Source organism: Achromobacter sp. GbtcB20 (genome assembly GCF_019091095.1).
Classification (GTDB): Bacteria; Pseudomonadota; Gammaproteobacteria; order Burkholderiales; family Burkholderiaceae_B; genus Achromobacter; species Achromobacter mucicolens.
In genome coordinates, this window is record NZ_JAGXJZ010000009.1 from 171,256 (window position 1) to 189,052 (window position 17,797).

A 17,797-nucleotide genomic window follows, 5' to 3' on the forward strand; every position below is an offset into this window, starting at 1 on the left:
CGCGGCGCGCCGCTCGAACACGATTCTGAACACCGACACCGGCAGACGCGCGCCCGCGCATCCGCCAGGGAGAACTCATGCCTGATATTTACGGAACCTGGATGACGCGCCGCGACGTAGAGGCGCGCACCGGACAGCTTGCGCAGTTTGCCGGCGTACGCCTGATGACGCTGGACGACGGGCTGGAGCGCGGTATCCGCATGCTGGAGTTCCGCAGCGGCACGGGCCTGCGTTTCACGGTGCTGGTGGATCGTGCGATGGACATCGCCGATTGCGAATACCGCGGTTTTGCCATGGGATGGCAATCGCCCTCGGGCTTTCGCCATCCCGGACTGCATGACTACGAAGGCGAGGGCGGGCTGGGCTGGATGCGCTCGTTTTCGGGACTCATGGTCACCTGCGGTCTGGATCACATCCTGTTCATGTACGACGCGCCGGCCGATAACTATGTGTACGGCCCCCGCAAGACGGCCAAGCAATCCATCCATGGCCGCGTCGGCACCATTCCCGCGCGGCTGACCGGCTACGGCGAACGCTGGGACGGCGATCACTGCGTGCTGTGGGCCGAAGGGGTCGTGAGCCAGGGCACCGTGTTTGGCGAGCATCTGGAGCTGCACCGCCGCATCGAGATCGAGGTGGGCACCAACGACATCAAGCTGTCGGACCGTGTGGTGAATCGCGGCTTTTACCGCACGCCCCATATGCTCTGCTATCACATCAACCTGGGCTATCCGGTGCTGGACGCCGGCTCGCGCTATCTGGCCCCGATCCGCGAGGTGGTGTGGGCCGCGCACGAGCAGGACTACCGCAAGCAGGGCGTGGGCTACCGCCGCATGCCGGCGCCGCAGCTGGGCTTTCATGAGCAGGTGTGGCAGCACGAGATGGCCGCCGCGGCCGACGGCAGCGTGCCGGTCGCCCTGGTGAACGATGCGCTGGGCCTCGGGATGCAGGTCAGCACCTACAAACATCAATTCCCCTGCCAGTATCAGTGGCAGAACCTGCAATCGGGCCAGTACGCGATGGGCATCGAACCGTCCACCAACCATGTGTTGGGGCAGGGCGCGGCGCGCGAGCGCAACGAGCTCATCTGGCTGGAGCATGGCGAGGCGCGCTGCTACGACACGACGTTCAGCGTGCTGGGCTCGGCCGCCGACATCGCAGCCTGCGAAGCACGCATCCGCGCGATTGCGGCGCAGCCCGAGACCGACTATCCGCCGTTGTCGGGGCGCTTTGCGCCCATCGCGGGGCGCCCATGAGCGCGCGCTTTTCCTTGCAAGGCCGCCGTGTGCTGTACACAGGCGCGGCGGGCGGCTTTGGCGTGGACACCACGGTCGCGCTGCTGCAAGCGGGCGCCCATGTGATCGCGCTGGATAACCACGCCGGGCATATCGATCGCCTGCGCAGCACCGTGCCGGCGCAGCTTGCCGGGCAGCTTCAGATCCTGCAGGCCGACCTTGCCGACGCCAGCGCGCTGCAAGCGCACCTTGAGCAGCTGACCGCCGAGGGCACGATCGATGTGGTCATCAACAACGCGGCCATCTATCCCTCGCGCCCGTTCGAGGAATACAGCGATGCCGAGCTGGCGCGCGTGCACCGCGTGAACGTGGAGGCCGCCGTGCAGATCGTGCGCGCGGCGCTGCCGGGCATGCGCGAGCAGCAATGGGGCCGCGTGATCAACATCTCGTCGATCACGCTGTCGGGCGGGTGGGAAAACCTGCTGCCCTACGTGCAGTCCAAAGGCGCGATGGTGGGCGTCACGCGCGCCTTCGCCCGCGAGTTTGGCAAGTGGGGCATCACGGTCAACGCCATCTCGCCGGGCGCGTTTCCGACCGACGCCGAGAAGATCCATCCCGATCCCGAGGGCTACAACCGCATGGTGCTCGAACGCCAGTCGGTCAAGCGCCGCGGGCACGCCGGCGACATTGCCGCGGTCATCGTGTTCCTGGCCTCGGACGAGGCGGGTTTCATTTCCGGACAGACGCTGGCGGTGGACGGCGGCTGGGTCATGCATTGAAAGGCGCATCGGCGCCACGCAGAGGGTAGAAGCAATGAGCATTCTTTCTGGCTACAAGGTTCTGGACTGCTCCATCGCCATGGCGGGGCCGTTCGCGGCGCAGCGCCTGGGCGACCTGGGCGCCGACGTGATCAAGATCGAGCCGCCCACCGGCGAATGGCAGCGGCACGCGCCCGCCGGCGGCATCACGGGCAACAAGATCAACGTGTCCTTTCTTTCGCTGAACCGCAACAAGCGCTCGCTGGCGATCGATCTGAAGAGCGCCGGCGGCAAGGAGATCATCCAGAAGCTCGCGGCGCAGGCCGATGTGTTCATCCAGAACTACCGGCCGGGTGTCGCCGGCCGCCTGGGCGTGGACTACGAGACCTTGTCGGCCCTGAACCCGCGCCTGATTTATGTATCGATGTCGGGTTTCGGCGAGGACGGCCCCTATGCCACGCGTCCCGGACAGGATCTGCTGCTGCAGGCGATGTCGGGCGCGATGCTGTCGTCGGGCCGGGCCGGCGAGGCGCCGCGCGCGGCGGGCCAGTATGTGGTCGACGCCGTCACCGCGTATTGCGCGTTCGAAGGCGTGCTGGCCGCGCTGCTGCACCGCGAGCGCACCGGCGAAGGCCAGAAGGTCGAGGTCAACATGCTGGATGCCATCACCACGATCCAGATGCAGGAGCTCTCGGTGTACACGGTGGGGCACAAGCCGCAGGTGCGCAGTGCCGAGCCGCATGCTCACGTATACATCCGCGCGCCCTATGGCACCTTTGCGACCAGCGACGGCTATCTGGCGCTGGCCATGCCCGATATGAACGTGCTGGCGCGCGTGACTGAAGAACCGCGCCTGGCGGACTACGCCGGCGAGCGCGACGGTTGGGAAAAGCGCGACGAGATCTACGCGCTGGTGCGCGACACGTTGGCCCGCGCCTCGACCGCCGACTGGTTCGCCAAGCTGGATGCCGCCGGCATCTGGTGCAGCCCCGTGTATGGCTACGCCGATCTGGTCGACGATCCGCAGATCGCGCACAACGGCACGTTCGTCGAATACGAACATCCGACCGAAGGCCGGATCAAGACGCCGGGCTTTCCGATCCGCTTTTCGAAAACCCCTAGCCAAGTGGTGCGCGGCGCGCCGCTTACCGGTCAGCACACCGACGAAGTGCTGCGCGACTTCGGCTTCAGTGCCGACGAGATCGCCGCACATGCGGCCTCGGGCGCGGTGCTGCGAGGGGCCTCGGAATGAGCGAGCGTGCGTTGCCCTATCGCGGCCTGACCTGGGATCACCCGCGCGGCTACAACGCGCTGCACGCGGCCACCGCTCACACGCCGCTGGTCAACTGGGACAAGCAATCGCTCGAGGGCTTCGAGTCCGCGCCCATTGCCGAACTCTGCGCGCGCTATGACCTGGTGGTGCTGGATCACCCCCATCTTGGCGAAGCCCTGGCGCACGATTGCCTGCAAGCGCTGGACACCGTGTTCGCGCCCGACGAGCTGGCGCGGATCGCGCGCGACAGCATCGGGCTGTCGTACGACAGTTACCGCATGGCCGGTCGCCAATGGGCGTTGCCGCTGGACGCTGCCACGCAGGTGATGGCCACGCGCGCTGACTGGTTGGACGGCTCCGTGCCGCGCACCTGGCATGAGGTGCTGACGCTGTCGCAACGCAGCGGCTCGGTCGCGCTCAGCTGGGGCGGACCGCATCCGTTTCTGTCGCTGCTGTCGATTGCCGCCGCGCTTGCACCCGATACGGACTTGCGGCCGCACGGCGCCTGGCACGACGAGGCGACGCTCGCCGACGCATGCGACGTGCTTGTCGAACTGGCGCGGCGCACGCCCGCGCACGCCTTGGCTTACAACCCGATCGCGCTGCTGGGCCACATGAGCGCGCGCGACGACATCACGCTATGCCCGCTGGTCTACGGCTACGTGAACTACGCCACCTCCGCGGTCGCCAAGCCGCTCACGTTCCGCGACGCGCCCCAGGCCGACGCTGGCCGGCCCGGATCGATCCTGGGCGGGACCGGCATTGCGATATCGCGGCGCTGCGTCGTGGGGCCGGCGTTGCGCGCGCACCTGTTGTGGTTGCTGGCAGCCGACACCCAAAGCCGCTTCATCCCGCAGCATGAAGGCCAGCCCAGCCATCGCGGCAGCTGGGCCGATGCAGACGTGAACGCGGCCAGCGGCAACTTCTATGCCAATACGGCCCGCACATTGGAAGCGGCCTCGATCCGGCCGCGGCACGACGGCTACATCGCCTTCCAGGGCGAGGCCTCGCAGTTTCTGCGCGACGGCGTTGCCGCCCGCGCACCCTCCCACACCTTGGCGCGCGGCCTGACCCAGCGCTTTAAGGCCAGCCTGGCCGCCGCCTCCCCGCACCCCGCTGCATAAGGATTTCGACGTGAGCGCACTCGTCAATCTCAGTATCGATGGCCATGTCGCCATCATCGAACTCAACCGTCCCGAGAAGCTGAACGCGATGACGCCCGAGATGGCCGACTTGCTGATCGCCGCGGTAGAAGCGTGCAATGCCGACGCGCAGGTGCGCGCGGTAATCCTGACCGGCGCGGGTCCCAAGGCCTTCTGCGCCGGCTCGGACATCACCGAGCTTGACCGCTACGCCACGCCCTGGGATTTCCGCAACCGGCTCGATTACTGCGACTGCGTGCGCATGTTGAAGAAGCCCACCGTGGCTGCGATCAACGGCTATACGTTCGGCGGCGGCCTGGAGATGGCATTGGCTTGCGATATCCGCATCGCCGCCGACAACGCGCGCCTGGGCGCGCCCGAGATCAAGCTGGGATGGATTGGCGGCGGCGGCATGACCGCGCAACTCGTCCATGCGATCGGCCCGAGCAATGCCGCCCTGATGGTACTGACGGGCGATCCCATCCGCGCCGAGCAGGCGCTGGCCTGGGGGCTGGTGAGCGAGGTGGTGCCGCAGGAGCAGCTTCGCGAGCGCGCGCAGGCGCTTGCCGCCACCATCGCCTCGCGCGCGCCCATTGCGGCCGAGACGGCCCGCGTCAATCTGCGCGCCGCGTTGTCGATGCCGCTGGAAAAGGCCGTGGAATACGAGCGCGATCTGCAGGCGATCTGCTTTGCCACCGCCGACGCCAAGGAAGGCCGCAAGGCATTCGAAGAAAAGCGCGCGCCGAAGTTCGAGCGGCGCTGACGCGGCGGGCGCCGTCCAGCGCGGCGCCGGAACCCTCTCAGTTGGGCTGGTCCTTGCCCGGGTCTTCGGCCAGCACCTGCGGCGTCACGTAGGCGCTGCGCGCCGCATCGGCCGGCTCCATGCGCAGGGGCTGGTGCACCCGCGATGGCGGCACCAGCGAGCCCGGCGCGTCGGGGTTGGTCCACAGCGGATCGGGGATTTCGGCAAAGACCTGGCGCAGGCGTTCGCCCCAGGTGCCGCGGATCATGCGGAAATACTCGTTGTGCTCGTCGATGCTGGCAAAGTGCGTGACGCGCAGCGAATTGGCGTCGTACACCAGCAGGTCCAGCGGCAGGCCCACCGAGATATTCGAGCGCAGTGTGGAATCCATCGAGATCAGGGCGCACTTGGCGGCCTCGTCCAGCGAGGTGTCCGGTTGCAGCACGCGGTCCAGGATGGGCTTGCCGTATTTGGCCTCGCCGATCTGGAAGTACGGGCATTCCTGGCCCGCCTCGATGAAGTTGCCGGCCGAATACACCTGGAACAGGCGGCATTGCTCCATGCCGATCTGCCCGCCGAAGATCATGCTGACGTTGAAGTCGACACCCTGTTCGTGCAGGGCGGCGGCCTCGCTGTGATAGACCTCGCGCACCGCCGCGCCCACCAGGCGCGTGGCCGTGAACATGTCGGGCGCGTTCCAGAGCGTGTCGGCGCCTTCCTCGCGCTGGCGGGTCAGCACGTTCAGCACGGCCTGGCTGACCGCCAGGTTGCCGGAGGTCATCAGGACCATGACGCGCTCGCCCGGCCGCTCGAACACGGTCATCTTGCGAAAGACACTGATCTGGTCGACCCCGGCATTGGTGCGGGAGTCGGAAAGAAACACCAGGCCGGCGTCCAGGCGGGCAGCTACACAGTAGGTCATGATCGGAAAGAGGGAAAAGCCACCCCGCATTGTATTGCGGCGGGGCGGGGCGGGGCGGATGTTACGGCTTACTGCTGCGCGCCGGCCTGGACCTGGACGCTGATTTCCATGGACTCCTCGCCGCCGCCGGTGCGCACGCCCCGCACGGGCGAGGCCGAGTCGTAATCCCGGCCCACGGCCAGCCGGCAATGGCATTCCGAGGCGAACTGGCTGTTGGTGATGTCCACGCTGGTCCAGCCCAGGTCGGGCAGCCAGACGTCGGCCCAGGCGTGGCTGGCCGCGTGCTCGGCCGTGGTGTACAGGTAGCCGCTGACGTAGCGCGCGGGCACGTTCAGGCCGCGCACGCACGCGAGGAACAGGTGGGCGTGGTCCTGGCATACGCCATGACCCAACGCCAGCACCTGGTTGGCGGCGGTGGTGACGTCTGTAGTACCGGGCTCGTACGCCACGCGTCCGTGGATGGCGCCCGCCAGCGTCAGGATGTCGTCCGAGGTCGACAGTCCGTTTGGCAGCACCGCGCGCGCGAACGCAAGAACCGTCTCGTCCGCCTGCGTCAGCCGCGTCTGCACGCAGTAGGCATGCACCGGCAGCCGGCTGTCCTCGCCGCCCAGCACGCCGCGCACCAACGGCGCCACCAGCACCTGGCCAGACACGCGCAGCTCGATGTCGCTGTGCGGCTGGTTCAACGTCAGCGTGTGCGTGATGTTGCCGTAGGCGTCGACCTGCTTGTCCAGCTCGCCCGGCGCCTCGATGTTCCAGCGCAGAACACGCTGGTGTTCGTCGTCGCGCGGCGTCAGGCGCAGGGTCTGGATGCTGTAGTTGACCGGCGCGGTGTAGCGGTAATGCGTGACGTGCGTGATGATCTGCTTCATGGCTGTCTCCGTGTTATGCCGACAGCGGCACCAGGAAGTCCTGGCTGATCCGGTTGCCCAGGTCGTTGATGCGGTCCAGGAACCGGTCCAGGTACCGGTGCAGTCCGCTCGCCAGGATGTCCTCGACGCGGCCGTACTGCAGCTCAGCACACAACATGCCCGCGCGCCGCTCGGTCTCGGTCGAGCGCTGGTTCGCCACGCGCGCCAGGTCGTCGGCCACCGCCCGCATCGAGGCCAGCAGCGACCGCGGCATGTCGCCATGCAGGATCAGCAGTTCGGCCACGCGATCGGGGGTAATGACATCACGGTACACCTTGCGGTAGATCTCCAGGCCGGACACGGAGCTGAGCAGCGCCGACCAGCGGTAGAACTCGCTTTGCACGGCTGCGGCGCTGGCCGGTTCCGCGCGGCTCTCCTGCGCGCCCGCGCTGCTGCGTTCGTGGAACTTCACGTCCAGCATGCGGGCGGTGTTGTCGGCGCGCTCCAGGTGCATGCCGATGCGCATGAAGTACAGCGCCTCGTCTTCCAGCATGGTGCCGATCGTGACGCCGCGCGCCAGGTGCGAACGGAACTTGACCCACTCGAAGAATTCGCCCGGATTGCGTTCCAGCAGCCCCGTGTGCAGATGCTTGAGCAGCTCGAGCCACGTCGTGTTGTAGGTTTCCCAGACTTCCGTCGTGAGGCTGCCGCGCACGGCGCGCGCGTTTTCGCGGGCGGCGCGCATGCACGAATAGATCGACGAGGAATTCTCCGGGTCGCGCACCATGTATTCCAGCACGTCGTGCGGCGAGATCGACGCGTACTTGCTCTGATACAGCCCCTGCAATTCGGAGATGCGCAGCACGCCCAGCCACGAGCCTTCTCGCGTATGCGTGTCCTGCGGCAGCAGCGACATCTGCAGGTTCACGTCCAGCATGCGGGCGGTATTTTCCGCGCGCTCGGTGTAGCGGCACATCCAGAACAGGTTGTCGGCGGTTCGGCTCAGCATGATCAGTCCTCCAGCACCCAGGTGTCCTTCGTGCCGCCGCCCTGGCTGCTGTTGACCACCAGCGAGCCCTCGGTCAGCGCCACGCGGCACAGGCCGCCCGGCACGGTGCGGATCTCCTTGCCGCACAGCACGTACGGCCGCAGATCCACGTGACGCGGCGCGACGCCCGATTCCACGTAGGTGGGCGTGGTCGACAGCGCCAGCGTGGGCTGCGCGATGTAGTTGGCGGGATTGGCGCGCACGCGGTCCCGGAACGATTCCACCTCGGCGCGCGAGGCGGACGGCCCGACCAGCATCCCGTATCCGCCCGCGCCATGCACTTCCTTGACGACGAGGTCCTGCATGTTGGCCAGCACGTGCGACAGCTCGTCCGGCCGGCCGCAGCGCCAGGTCGGCACGTTCGACAGGATGGGTTCCTCGCCCAGATAGAAGCGGATCATGTCGGGCACGTAGAGATACGTGGACTTGTCGTCGGCGATGCCGGTGCCGATCGCGTTGGCGAGCGTGACGCGGCCGGCGCGATACACCGACAAGAGGCCCGGCACGCCCAGCGCGGAATCGGCGCGAAAGGACAGCGGATCGAGAAAATCGTCGTCCAGCCGGCGGTAGATCACGTCGACCTTGCGCGGCCCGCGCGTGGTGCGCATGTAGACGGTGTTCTGCTCGACGAACAGGTCCTGGCCTTCCACCAGTTCCACGCCCATCTGCTGGGCCAGGAAGGCGTGCTCGAAGTAGGCCGAGTTGTACATGCCCGGCGTCAGCACCACCACGGTGGGATCGTCGCCGCCGTGCGGCGCGACCTCGCGCAGGTTGTCCAGCAGCAGGTCGGGGTAGTGCGCGACGGGTTCGACCTTGATGCGGCCGAACGCGTCGGGCATGAGCCGCATCGACATCTTGCGGTTCTCCAGCATGTACGACACGCCCGACGGCACGCGCAGGTTGTCCTCCAGCACATAGAATTCACCGGCGCCCGCCCGCACGAGGTCCACGCCGGCGATGTGGCAGTAGATGTCCTCGGCCACGTCGACGTCCTGCATCTCCGGACGGTATTGCGCGTTCAGGAAGACCTGCTCGGCCGGCACGATGCCCGCGCGCACGATGTCGTGGCCGTGATAGATGTCGCGGATGAACAGGTTCAGTGCGCGCACGCGCTGTTTGAGGCCGGCTTCCAGGTGGCGCCATTCCTCGGCGGGAATGATGCGCGGGATGAGGTCGAAAGGGATCAGGCGCTCGGTGCCGGCGGCGTCGCCCGCGACCGAGAATGTGATGCCGACGCGGCGAAAGCTCAGGTCGGCCTCCAGCCTGCGCACGGACATGGCTTCGTCCGTCTGCTCGTTGTGCCAGCGCTCGAACGCCTGGTAGTGGGAGCGGATGCGGTTCTCGCCATCGCGCATTTCGTCAAAGGCGGATGGACGGGCGGGTAGGTCCTTCATGGCTCCTCCGTGCAGATGCTTGCGGCCGCTTGCACGCGGCCGTCATCCGGCCGTGGCCGGCCGGTCAAGGTGTACAAGCAACCCGCATGCCAGCTTTGTCGGCAGACGGGGCGACACGGCATCAATATGCGCTGCGGGTGGGGGAAATGCCATCCCCGGGGCGGACGACGGCGTAATCCGGGGACGGGAGGCCGTCAGGGGGGCGAGGGCGGCTGCAGAGCTGCCCGGGCGCGCGCACCAAGCTGGTGCGTCAGGCCGGACGAAACTGGTGCGTCAGCGGGGACGCGTCAATTCATGCGATAGGAATGCAGGACCGAACCGCTCTTGCCGCCTTGCTCCAGCGGCGCATGCGGCACCCAGCCGTCCTGCGTCAGCACCGCGTCCAGCCGGACGTCGTGCGCGGCGGGGACATATCCCGGGTCCAGCTCGCCGCAGCTCCAGGCGATGCCGATGGCGGTGAAGGGGTGGCCGCGGTCGCGCAGGGCGGCCAGGGTGCGGTCGTAATAGCCGCCGCCATAGCCCAGGCGGTCGCCGAGTTCGGTGTAACCCAGCGTGGGCACCAGCACCACGTCGGGCAAGAGTTCCGGACCGGCCACGGGCTCCTGGATGCCGTAGGGGCCGGCGCGCAGCTCGGCCTCGGGCGTCCAGGGCAGAAAGGCGAGCGGCGCGTTGCGCTCGCGCACGACCGGCAGCGCCACCGTCATGCCGGCCTCGCTCCATTGCGTCAGGAGCGGGCGCAGATCGGGTTCGTCGGCCATGGGCCAGAAGGCGGCGACAGTGGTGGGTGCCGGATGGCCGGCCTGCACGGCCTGGTCGCGGGCCACATTCAGCCAGGTGAAAAGGCGTGCGCGCATGAGCAAAGCGCCCCGGCTGCGCTGGTCTTCAGGCATTTCGGTGCGCAATTTCCGCAATCGCGTGCGGTGGACTGCGGTATCCTCTGGAGTATTTTGCGTAGTCATGCGGTGGCTGTAACCGGGGGGTTGAATATGAAGGCAAACATGCTGAAGACGAACATGCGTATGCTCAGCATGCGGGTGCGTCGCGAGACAGGCGCCCGGCAGCCCCCACGGTATCAGAATTCCTCGTTGCAAGCCGCCGACGCCCGCGCCGGGCTGCGCCGCTTGCTGCCGCTGGTGGCGCTTTTCACGGCTGCCTGTGCGCCCGTCGATGCGCAGCAGCGCAGCGCCGCCGTCAATCCCCAGCCCCAGCCCGCCGTGCAAGCGGCCCAGCCGATGATCGCCGTGCCGCCCGTGGTGCTGGCGGGCCTGCCGCCGACCGCGGAAACGCCCGCGCTGGCCGCCGTGGTCGCCGCCCGCGAAGCCATGAACCGCAAGCAGTGGTCGGTGCTGGGCGCCCTGGTGCCGCAGGCCAAGGGCGACCCGCTGGGCATGTATCCGGAATACTGGCTGCTGCGCTATCAGCTCTGGACGCCGCCCGCCTCGGGCCGGCCCGTGGCGGCGCTGCAGCAGTTCATCAACAGCAATGGCGACGCCTACCTGGCCGACCGCCTGCGCGGCGACTGGCTGCTCGCCGCCGCCCGCAGCGGCGACTTCGAAACGGTGCGCAAGCTGGCGCCCGTCAAAAACAGCAACGCGCAGATCGAATGCGCCATCCTGGACGGCAAGCACATGACCGGCCAGCGCGCCACGGCCGCGCAGGCAATGGCCGTGTTCTCGCCCGGCAGCGCATGCTGGGCGCTGTACGACCAGCTCGTGGCCGACGGCATCCTGGGCTGGGAGCAGCTCGAGCCGCAGCTGCGCGATGCCATCGAGGCCAACAAGACCACCGATGCGCGCAAGTTCGTGCAGTACATGTTCGAACCGCGCGACGTGAAGACCTACGACGTCATCATGAAAGACCCCATGAAGTGGCTGACGCGGCAGGACCGCATGCCCGTGGGTCGCAACGAAAAGGAACTGGTCACGATCGCGCTGGCCCGCCTGGCGCGCTCGGACGTCAGCGTCGCCGACTCCTACCTGCGCCGCGAATGGGCCAAGTCGATGTCCAAGTCGAACCTGGCCTGGGTGCGCGGCCAGTACGCGCTGACCGCCGCGCTGGGCCTGGACAGCCGGGCGAACGATTGGTACCGCGAGGCGGGCCATATCCGCATGACCGAATACAACGCCGCCTGGAAGGTGCGCGCCGCGTTGCGCCAGCCGAAAATCGACTGGAAGTGGGTCATCGAATCCATCGACGAAATGCCGCCTTCGCAACAGGCCGAGACGGTCTGGGTGTACTGGAAGGCCCGCGGCCAGGCCGCGACGGGCAACAAGGACAAGGCGCAGGCCGCCTACGCCAGCATCGCCGACCGCTTTGATTTCTACGGCCAGCTGGCCGCGGAAGAGCTGGGCCGCCGCATCAATGTGCCGCCGCGTCCCGCGCCCATCAGCGACCGCGAGATCGCCGAGGCCCGCGCCAATCCGGGCCTGCAACGCGCCGTGCTGCTGTTCCGCCTGGGCTGGCGCGCCGAAGCCGTGCCCGAATGGAACTTCACGCTGCGCGGCATGAGCGACCGCCAGCTGTTGGCCGCCGCCGAGCTGGCCCGCGCCGAGAACATCTACGACCGCGTGGTCAACACGTCGGACCGCACCGAAAAGGAATTCGACTTCAGCCAGCGCTTCATCGCGCCGTTCGAGGGCCGCGTCACCGCGAAGGCCAACGCCATCGCGCTGGATCCGGCCTGGGTGTACGGGCTGATCCGCCAGGAATCGCGCTTCATCATGGATGCGCGCTCGCACGTGGGCGCCTCGGGGCTGATGCAGCTCATGCCCGCCACGGCCAAGTGGGTGGCCGGCAAGATCGGCATGAGCGACTTCACGCCGGCCAGCGTCAACGATTTCGACACCAATACCGTACTGGGCACGAACTACCTGAACATCGTGCTGCGCGATTTGAATGGTTCGCAGATGCTGGCCAGCGCCGGTTACAACGCGGGTCCGGGCCGGCCGCGCAATTGGCGTTCGACGTTCACGCATCCCGTCGAAGGCGCCATCTTTGCCGAGACCATCCCGTTCACCGAAACCCGCATCTACGTCAAGAACGTGATGTCCAACGCCACGTATTACGCGGCCATGTTCACCGGCCAGCCGCAATCGCTGAAGGAGCGCCTGGGCAACGTCGTGCCGGCAGGCACCGAAACCGCCGCCGCGCCATGACGCGCGATCCGGCGACCGAAGGCCTGCGCGCCTATATCGTTGGCGGCGCGGTGCGAGATGCGCTGCTCGGCCTGCCGCACGGCGATCACGATTGGGTCGTGGTGGGCGCCACGCCCGAAGACATGACCGGCCGTGGCTTCATCCCCGTCGGCGGCGATTTCCCCGTCTTCCTGCACCCCCGCACCAAAGAGGAATACGCCCTGGCGCGCACCGAACGCAAGTCGGGGCGCGGCTACAAGGGCTTCACCTTCTACACCGGCGCGGACGTCACGCTGGAGGACGACCTGCGCCGGCGCGACCTGACGGTAAATGCCATTGCCCAGGACGAAGACGGCCGGCTCGTGGACCCGCTGGGCGGCGCGGACGACCTGCGCGCCCGGATCTTTCGTCATGTGGGCGATGCGTTCGAAGAGGATCCCGTACGCATCCTGCGCCTCGCCCGCTTTGCCGCGCGCTTTGGCGATTTCAGCATTGCGCCGGAAACGATGGCGCTGTGCCGCCGCATGGTCGAGGCCGGCGAGGCCGATGCGCTGGTGGCTGAACGCGTCTGGAAGGAATTGTCGCGCGGCCTGATGGCGCAGGCGCCTTCGCGCATGCTGGGTGTGCTGAACGAATCCGGCGCGCTGGCGCGCGTGATGCCCGAATTGCAGGGCGTGGACGAAGTGGCTGCGCAGTTGGATCGCGCCGCGGGGCAGGGCTTGCCGCTGGCAAGCCGCTACGCGCTGATGTGCCGCTTGACGCCGCAGCGCGAAGCGCTGGGACGGCGGATGCGCGTGCCCACGGAATGCAACGACTACGCGCGACTCTTGCCTGAAGTCCTCGACGCATTGGGTGCGCAGGATGGCATGCCGGATGGCCCGGACAGGGCCGATGCGCAGTTGGCGCTGATGGAGCGCGCCGATGCCTTGCGCAAGCCGGAACGCTTTTTTGAACTGTTGGATGCCGCGGCCGTGTTGCGCGCGGTGGACCTTCCCGCGTGGCAATCGCGGGTGGCGGCGGTGCGGGGCGTGGACGCGGGCGCCATCGCCAAGGCTTGCGCGGGCGAGCCGGCGCGCATCAAGGAAAGCGTGCGCCAGGCGCGCCTGGCGCGTCTGGCCGATTTGCAGGCAGTCTGATCCGGCTTGCGCGCTACAGCTTGCCCAGCCGGTCGCCGCGCGAGAACCCGCTCAACGGCGCCGTCATGCCGCGGCCGACGGCCAGCACCTTGAACAACTCGCCCATCTCCGCCTCCGACAGCAGCTTCTGCACGGGCGCCACCGCCTGCGCGTAGGCCTGCGCATCGGACGGATCCAGTCCGGCCAGCAGGTCCATGAGGCCCGCGTTCATCAGGAAGCGCGCCTGCGACGTGTAGCCCAGCACCTGCATTCCCGCCGCCAGCGCGGCGTCCGCCATCGCGGTGAAATCCACGTGCGCCGTGATGTCCTGCAGGCCCGGTGCGGTGAAGGGGTCGCCGTGCGCGTGGTGCCGCAGGTGGCACATCAGCGTGCCGCCCGCGCGCTGCGGGTGGTAGTACTCGCCGCGCGGAAAGCCATAGTCCACCAGCAGCGCCGCGCCGCGTTCCAGCCAGCTGCCCATCGCCGCGATCCACGCCTCGCCCTGCAGATTGATTTCCGACACGTAGCCCGGCAGCGCCGGCATGCGCGCCGCGACCGCGGCCGCGAGGGTGGCCGGGGCGGGGCGATCTTCCCAGGTGAAACCGCCGTCGGCATCCACCGCCACGCCGCGTTCCAGCACCTGGCCGGCGTCGCTCCAGACAAAAAGGGAAACCGGCATCGCGTCCAGCACTTCGTTGGCCAGCACGCATCCGGAAAACGCGTGGGGCAGGGCGTCCAGCCATTGCACCCGGTCGCCGAAGGGCGCCAGCCGTTCGGCCTGGCGCGCGCGCAGGTCCGCCGACACTTCCAGAATCAGATAGCGCGTGTCGGACAGCCCCAACGCGTCCAGTTCGCGCAGCACGCCTTCGGCGAGCGCGCCGGTGCCGGCCCCGAATTCCAGCACGGCGCGCGTGTCCGTCTGACGCAGCACCTCGGCCGCCTGGCGCGCCAGCGTGCGCGAGAACAGCGGCGTGAGCTGCGGCGCGGTCACGAAGTCGCCGGCGGGCGTCTTGCCGCCGTCGTCGGCATCGGCCAGCTTGACGTTGCCCGCCGCGTAATAGCCCAATCCCGGCGCGTACAGGGCCTCGGCCATCCAGTGATCGAACGGCAGCCAGCCGCCGCTCGCCGCGATGGCGGCGCGCAGGTGGGCGGCCGTGGCGTCGCTGTGTTCGCGTGCGGTGGGGGAGAGAGGAGGCAGATTGGCGGGGGCGGGGCGTTGCATGGGCGCATGGTACCGGGGCAAACCGGCATTTTCCCAAAAAAAAGCCCCGCAGCATGGCTGCGGGGCTTTTTTCGGATCAGACGGACAGATTAGCCGCGGCGATCGGTCGACTTGGTGAAACGCTTGGCGGGGCCGCCGGGGCGCTTGTCGAACGAGGGCTTGCCACGGAAGCCGCCTTCGGGACGGTCGCCGCCACGGAAGCCGCCTTCGCGCTGGGGACGGTCACCGAAGCTGGGACGGTCGCCAAAGCTGGGGCGCGCGTCGCGATCGCCACCGCGGAAACCGCCTTCACGGGGGCCGCGCTCGCTGAACGGACGGGCGTCGCGCTGGGGACGGTCGCCGTAGCTGGGGCGGTCGCCAAAGCTGGGACGCGAATCGCGGTCGCCGCCACGGAAGCCGCCTTCACGCTGGGGACGGTCGCCGAAGGGGCGATTGCCCTGGTAGCCGCCTTCGCGCTGCGGACGATCGCCGAAGCTGGGACGGTCGCCAAACGAACGCTGCGGGCGGTCGCCGAACGGACGGTCTTCAAAGGAACGGTTGCCCTGGTAGCCGCCGTCGCGCGGCTTGAACTCGCCACGCGGGCCGCCGAAGGAACGGCCTTCACGCGGGGCGCCGTCGCGGGCGCCGGCAAAGCCGCCCGACGCATGACGCGAACCGCCGAAGCCGCCGGGACGCTTGCCGAAAGGCTTGCCAAAGGGCTTGCCGCCGCCGCCACCGGTGGACGGACGCGGGGTGCGCTTGGGTTCCAGACCGGCGATCACTTCAGGCGTGATCGACTGGCCAATGTAGTGCTCGATGCGGCGGACCTTGTGGCGCTCGGAATGCGTGGCCAGCGTGAACGCCAGGCCGCTGCGGCCGGCGCGGCCCGTACGGCCGATGCGGTGCACGTAGTCTTCGGCCTGCATCGGCAGGTCGAAGTTGACCGCGTGGCTGATGCCTTGCACGTCAATGCCGCGGGCGGCAACGTCGGTGGCCACCAGGATGCGCAGCTGGCCGCGTTGCAGTTGCGACAGCGTGCGGGTGCGCTGGCGCTGGTTCATGTCGCCGTGCAGGGCGGCGGCGGCAAAGCCCTGGTCGGCCAGGCGGTCGGCCAGGTCGTCCGCGCCGCGCTTGGTCGACGTGAAGACGATGGCCTGATCCAGCGAGGCGTCGCGCAGCACGTGGTCCAGCAGTTGCATCTTGTGGCTGGCGTCGTCCGCGTACAGCAGGCTTTGCGTGATGTTGGTGTGCTTTTCCTTGGCGCCGGCGATCTCGATGCGCTGCGGCTCGCGCATCATGCGCGCGGCCAGCTTGGCAACGGTGCCGTCCAGGGTGGCCGAGAACAGCAGCGTCTGGCGCTCTTGCGGCAGGCGCTCGATGATGGTCTCGATATCTTCGATGAAGCCCATGTCCAGCATGCGGTCGGCTTCGTCCAGCACCAGGGTGTGCACGGTGTTGAGCTTGACGCGGCCCGATTGCAGGTGATCGATCAGGCGGCCGGGGGTGGCGACCAGCACGTCGACGCGGCGCGACAGCGCCTTCAGTTGCGCGCCGTAGGGCATGCCGCCCACGACGGTCGCGGTGCGCAGGTCGGCCAGCTTGCGGCCATACGTGGCAGTGGCGTCCGTGACTTGCAGGGCGAGTTCGCGGGTCGGGGTCAGCACCAGCACTTGCACGCCGACGCCCTTGTTGGCGGGCATCTGGGCAATGCGGTGCAGGGCGGGCAGCATGAAGGCCGCGGTCTTGCCGCTGCCGGTCTGCGAGGACACCATCAGGTCATGGCCAGCCAGCGCTTGCGGAATGGCGGCGGCTTGAACGGTGGTGGGGGTGGTGAAGCCAGCTTCTTGAACGGCCGACAACAGGGCGGGCGCGAGACCCAGGGTTTCGAAAGACATTACTTTCCCTTGCCGCAATCAATGCGACGCAGTGCTTGGTCGGGCCAGGGGATTAGGCGGCCGGATCCAGGCGACGGTTGATGGAGCATCGTGCCGACCGGATCAACCATGCGCGTGGCGCGTTCTCTTGTACTGATGGAACGCAGGGCGAAAGGAAAGGGGTCAGGAATCGATGATAGTTCGGCATGAGGCCGGAGGGTGGTTTCCCGGCGGACTGCAAAAAATTCCGCTAAATCAAGGCGGTAAATGCCGAACTCGTTTTGTGCAGTGCGGCGATCATAACCTGAATTCACCCTGCAAGGGAATTATTTTTTTGTCCAGCCCCCAATCAATAGGGTTTTTCCCTTGGTTTTCCAGCCACGCGTTGGTGGCCCGGAAATGACCGCAGCCCAGGAACGGCACCGGGGGGCGCCGGGCGGACAGGGGTGAGGGGTGGTTGGACATCAGCACCAGATGGCCGCTGTCGGGCGGCAGCAACAGCCGCTTGGCCTGGGCGTGGGCGCCCCACAGCATGAACACCTTGGGCGACGGATCGCGCGCGACGTGTTTGATGAAGGCATCGGTCACCGTTTCCCAGCCGCGCTTGGCGTGCGACGCGGGCTGGCCGTCTTCCACGGTGAGCGCCGTGTTCAACAGCAGCACGCCCTGCTCGGCCCAGGCGGTGAGGTCATTGCCGGCCGGAACGCCTAGGTCCGGATAGTCGCGCGCAATCTCGTTGAAGATGTTGCGCAGGCTGGGGGGGCGCTTGCAGTCGTCCGGCACCGAGAACGCCAGCCCCTGCGCCTGGCCGGGGCCGTGGTAGGGGTCCTGGCCCAGGATCACGACCCGTACGTCCGAGGGCGCCAGGCCTTGCAGGGCGCGAAAGGGCGTGGCGGGGTACACCACGGCGCCCTGCGCCAGGCGCGCTTCGACATGGCTGGTCGCGGCGGCAAGGGCTGCGGCCACGGCCGGGTCGGCGGACAGGGCGGCCTGCCAGGCGGCAGGCAGTTGCCCGGCCTGCGTGGCCAGGGCGTTGGGTGTAAGGCGGTTGTCGGTCGGCATGGGCGCGATTTTGGCATATCCGCCCGGTCAGCCCGACCGGCGCCGC

Annotated in this window: 15 protein-coding genes; 7 read left to right on the forward strand and 8 right to left on the reverse strand. The window is 68.0% G+C overall.

Annotated elements, in window-relative coordinates; genetic code table 11:
* Positions 1-77: 77 nt before the first annotated feature.
* From KVT32_RS14330 to KVT32_RS14350, 5 genes are read left to right on the forward strand one after another with little or no spacing between them, the layout of a single operon-like run.
* Positions 78-1,256, forward strand: a complete 1,179-nt coding sequence (locus KVT32_RS14330) for an aldose 1-epimerase family protein (protein WP_152382922.1) — start codon at positions 78-80, stop codon at positions 1,254-1,256.
* Entirely contained in the window at positions 1,253-2,014 is a 762-nt protein-coding gene (locus KVT32_RS14335; protein ID WP_217618401.1) for an SDR family NAD(P)-dependent oxidoreductase, read from the forward strand. Before KVT32_RS14330 ends, KVT32_RS14335 begins: the two co-directional genes overlap by 4 nt.
* A gap of 34 nt (positions 2,015-2,048) precedes the next feature.
* Complete coding sequence (locus KVT32_RS14340; protein ID WP_128830127.1) at positions 2,049-3,245, forward strand: CaiB/BaiF CoA-transferase family protein; 1,197 nt, start codon at positions 2,049-2,051, stop codon at positions 3,243-3,245.
* The gene (locus KVT32_RS14345; protein WP_217618402.1) at positions 3,242-4,390 is read left to right on the forward strand and encodes a hypothetical protein; all 1,149 of its coding nucleotides are present in this window, start codon (positions 3,242-3,244) and stop codon (positions 4,388-4,390) included. The genes KVT32_RS14340 and KVT32_RS14345 overlap by 4 nt, the downstream gene beginning before the upstream one ends.
* A gap of 10 nt (positions 4,391-4,400) precedes the next feature.
* Positions 4,401-5,171 carry an enoyl-CoA hydratase/isomerase family protein gene (locus tag KVT32_RS14350; protein ID WP_108007273.1) on the forward strand — a complete coding sequence of 257 codons (771 nt, stop codon included), beginning with the start codon at positions 4,401-4,403 and terminating at the stop codon, positions 5,169-5,171.
* Positions 5,172-5,208: 37 nt separating this feature from the next.
* On the opposite strand, the gene KVT32_RS14355 is transcribed toward KVT32_RS14350, so the two are convergent.
* The 5 genes from KVT32_RS14355 to KVT32_RS14375 all read right to left on the reverse strand — a co-directional run bounded on the left by KVT32_RS14355 (position 5,209) and on the right by KVT32_RS14375 (position 10,324).
* On the reverse strand, positions 5,209-6,072 hold the full coding sequence (locus KVT32_RS14355) for a proteasome-type protease (protein ID WP_056327404.1): 864 nt from the start codon (positions 6,070-6,072) through the stop codon (positions 5,209-5,211).
* 68 nt (positions 6,073-6,140) lie between these two features.
* The gene (locus KVT32_RS14360; protein WP_142052372.1) at positions 6,141-6,944 is read right to left on the reverse strand and encodes a transglutaminase family protein; all 804 of its coding nucleotides are present in this window, start codon (positions 6,942-6,944) and stop codon (positions 6,141-6,143) included.
* A 13-nt stretch (positions 6,945-6,957) separates the two neighbouring features.
* Entirely contained in the window at positions 6,958-7,932 is a 975-nt protein-coding gene (locus KVT32_RS14365) for an alpha-E domain-containing protein (protein ID WP_056327334.1), read from the reverse strand.
* Between the two features lie 2 nt (positions 7,933-7,934).
* A complete protein-coding gene (locus KVT32_RS14370; protein ID WP_152382918.1) occupies positions 7,935-9,365 on the reverse strand; it encodes a circularly permuted type 2 ATP-grasp protein in 1,431 nt (476 codons plus the stop codon).
* A gap of 287 nt (positions 9,366-9,652) precedes the next feature.
* Positions 9,653-10,324 (reverse strand): 5-formyltetrahydrofolate cyclo-ligase, encoded by a 672-nt coding sequence (locus tag KVT32_RS14375; RefSeq protein ID WP_152382917.1) that lies wholly within the window; start codon positions 10,322-10,324, stop codon positions 9,653-9,655.
* Positions 10,325-10,393: 69 nt separating this feature from the next.
* Between KVT32_RS14375 and KVT32_RS14380 the strand changes: the two genes are divergently transcribed.
* Positions 10,394-12,520, forward strand: coding sequence for a lytic transglycosylase domain-containing protein (locus KVT32_RS14380; protein WP_142055916.1), 2,127 nt, complete (start codon positions 10,394-10,396; stop codon positions 12,518-12,520).
* The gene (locus KVT32_RS14385; RefSeq protein WP_217618403.1) at positions 12,517-13,635 is read left to right on the forward strand and encodes a CCA tRNA nucleotidyltransferase; all 1,119 of its coding nucleotides are present in this window, start codon (positions 12,517-12,519) and stop codon (positions 13,633-13,635) included. Before KVT32_RS14380 ends, KVT32_RS14385 begins: the two co-directional genes overlap by 4 nt.
* Before the next feature lie 13 nt (positions 13,636-13,648).
* Here KVT32_RS14385 and KVT32_RS14390 read toward each other — a convergent pair whose 3' ends face one another.
* The 3 genes from KVT32_RS14390 to KVT32_RS14400 form a co-directional block, all read right to left on the reverse strand.
* A complete protein-coding gene (locus KVT32_RS14390) occupies positions 13,649-14,836 on the reverse strand; it encodes a class I SAM-dependent methyltransferase (protein ID WP_217618404.1) in 1,188 nt (395 codons plus the stop codon).
* A gap of 89 nt (positions 14,837-14,925) precedes the next feature.
* Positions 14,926-16,710 carry a DEAD/DEAH box helicase gene (locus KVT32_RS14395; RefSeq protein ID WP_217618405.1) on the reverse strand — a complete coding sequence of 595 codons (1,785 nt, stop codon included), beginning with the start codon at positions 16,708-16,710 and terminating at the stop codon, positions 14,926-14,928.
* A gap of 276 nt (positions 16,711-16,986) precedes the next feature.
* Positions 16,987-17,751, reverse strand: coding sequence for a uracil-DNA glycosylase (locus KVT32_RS14400; RefSeq protein WP_217618406.1), 765 nt, complete (start codon positions 17,749-17,751; stop codon positions 16,987-16,989).
* Positions 17,752-17,797 lie beyond the last annotated feature (46 nt).

Coding starts and splice junctions, on each gene's coding strand:
- KVT32_RS14375 (WP_152382917.1), bottom strand. CDS start 10,324: ATGACTACGCAAAATACTCCAGAGGATACCGCAGTCCACCGCACGCGA.
- KVT32_RS14330 (WP_152382922.1), top strand. CDS start 78: ATGCCTGATATTTACGGAACCTGGATGACGCGCCGCGACGTAGAGGCG.
- KVT32_RS14395 (WP_217618405.1), bottom strand. CDS start 16,710: ATGTCTTTCGAAACCCTGGGTCTCGCGCCCGCCCTGTTGTCGGCCGTT.
- KVT32_RS14335 (WP_217618401.1), top strand. CDS start 1,253: ATGAGCGCGCGCTTTTCCTTGCAAGGCCGCCGTGTGCTGTACACAGGC.
- KVT32_RS14385 (WP_217618403.1), top strand. CDS start 12,517: ATGACGCGCGATCCGGCGACCGAAGGCCTGCGCGCCTATATCGTTGGC.
- KVT32_RS14400 (WP_217618406.1), bottom strand. CDS start 17,751: ATGCCGACCGACAACCGCCTTACACCCAACGCCCTGGCCACGCAGGCC.
- KVT32_RS14370 (WP_152382918.1), bottom strand. CDS start 9,365: ATGAAGGACCTACCCGCCCGTCCATCCGCCTTTGACGAAATGCGCGAT.
- KVT32_RS14345 (WP_217618402.1), top strand. CDS start 3,242: ATGAGCGAGCGTGCGTTGCCCTATCGCGGCCTGACCTGGGATCACCCG.
- KVT32_RS14360 (WP_142052372.1), bottom strand. CDS start 6,944: ATGAAGCAGATCATCACGCACGTCACGCATTACCGCTACACCGCGCCG.
- KVT32_RS14340 (WP_128830127.1), top strand. CDS start 2,049: ATGAGCATTCTTTCTGGCTACAAGGTTCTGGACTGCTCCATCGCCATG.
- KVT32_RS14390 (WP_217618404.1), bottom strand. CDS start 14,836: ATGCAACGCCCCGCCCCCGCCAATCTGCCTCCTCTCTCCCCCACCGCA.
- KVT32_RS14355 (WP_056327404.1), bottom strand. CDS start 6,072: ATGACCTACTGTGTAGCTGCCCGCCTGGACGCCGGCCTGGTGTTTCTT.
- KVT32_RS14365 (WP_056327334.1), bottom strand. CDS start 7,932: ATGCTGAGCCGAACCGCCGACAACCTGTTCTGGATGTGCCGCTACACC.
- KVT32_RS14380 (WP_142055916.1), top strand. CDS start 10,394: ATGCGGGTGCGTCGCGAGACAGGCGCCCGGCAGCCCCCACGGTATCAG.